General features: G+C 53.7%; 1 protein-coding gene. It reads left to right on the forward strand.

Annotated elements, in window-relative coordinates; translation table 11 throughout:
* Positions 1-716 (forward strand): AAA family ATPase (locus tag E0D98_RS25050; RefSeq protein ID WP_131891403.1); only part of this gene is annotated, 716 nt, incomplete at its 5' end.
* Between the last annotated feature and the right edge of the window lie 81 nt (positions 717-797).

Consider the following 797-nt stretch of genomic DNA (forward strand, 5'->3'; position numbering starts at 1 on the left):
AAAATCTGTATCTGGTAAACCGTCCCATCTTTCCGGCGGTCCCGCTTGATGTTGATGAAATGGTTATCGCTGCCCGTCAGGTGGAGCGGGAAACGGGTAAACCTGTACGCATGATTATTCTGGATACTCTGGCGCGTTGCTTTGGTGGGAATGATGAAAATGATTCCCGTGATATGGGGGCGTTTATCCGTGGTTGTGACGAGCTTAAACGGCGCACAGGGGCCACGGTGCTGGTGGTTCACCATTCCGGCAAGGATGAGACGAAAGGCGCGCGCGGTTCCAGTGCATTTCGTGCTTCGCTGGATGCTGAATACCGGATACGCAGGGAGGACGCAGGAAGCGAAGCGCTGGTTATCTCATGCACCAAAATGAAGGACGCGGAGGAACTCAAAGAGGCTGCCTATGATTTGCGGGTGGTGGAGCTTTTTACCGACGCTGACGGGGAGTTAATCACGTCGCTGGTGGTGGTGGATAAGCCGCGCCCTCCCGTTGAACTGGAGCGCATCGAGGAGGCAGGGAACAAGACGGAGAATCACGCCGCGCTATGGCAGTGCATCAGAACACGAACAGCACACGGGGAGGCGTGCACTATCGCCCTTCTCCGCGATGATATGAAAAAGCTGGGGTATGAGATGAAGCACTTCCGGCGCTGGCTGTACAAGCTGGAAAATGATGGCGTAATCGTTATTGACGGTGATGACGTGCGCCCGCTGTAAAAAGTGGGGAGTAAAAGTGGGGAGAGCGGGGAATTTAACAAAATTGAAACATAATTACCCACTTTCCCACCTGTATATACC

Origin of the sequence: Escherichia sp. KCJ4928, assembly GCF_004352695.1 — a bacterium.
Lineage (GTDB): Bacteria > Pseudomonadota > Gammaproteobacteria > Enterobacterales > Enterobacteriaceae > ECMA0423.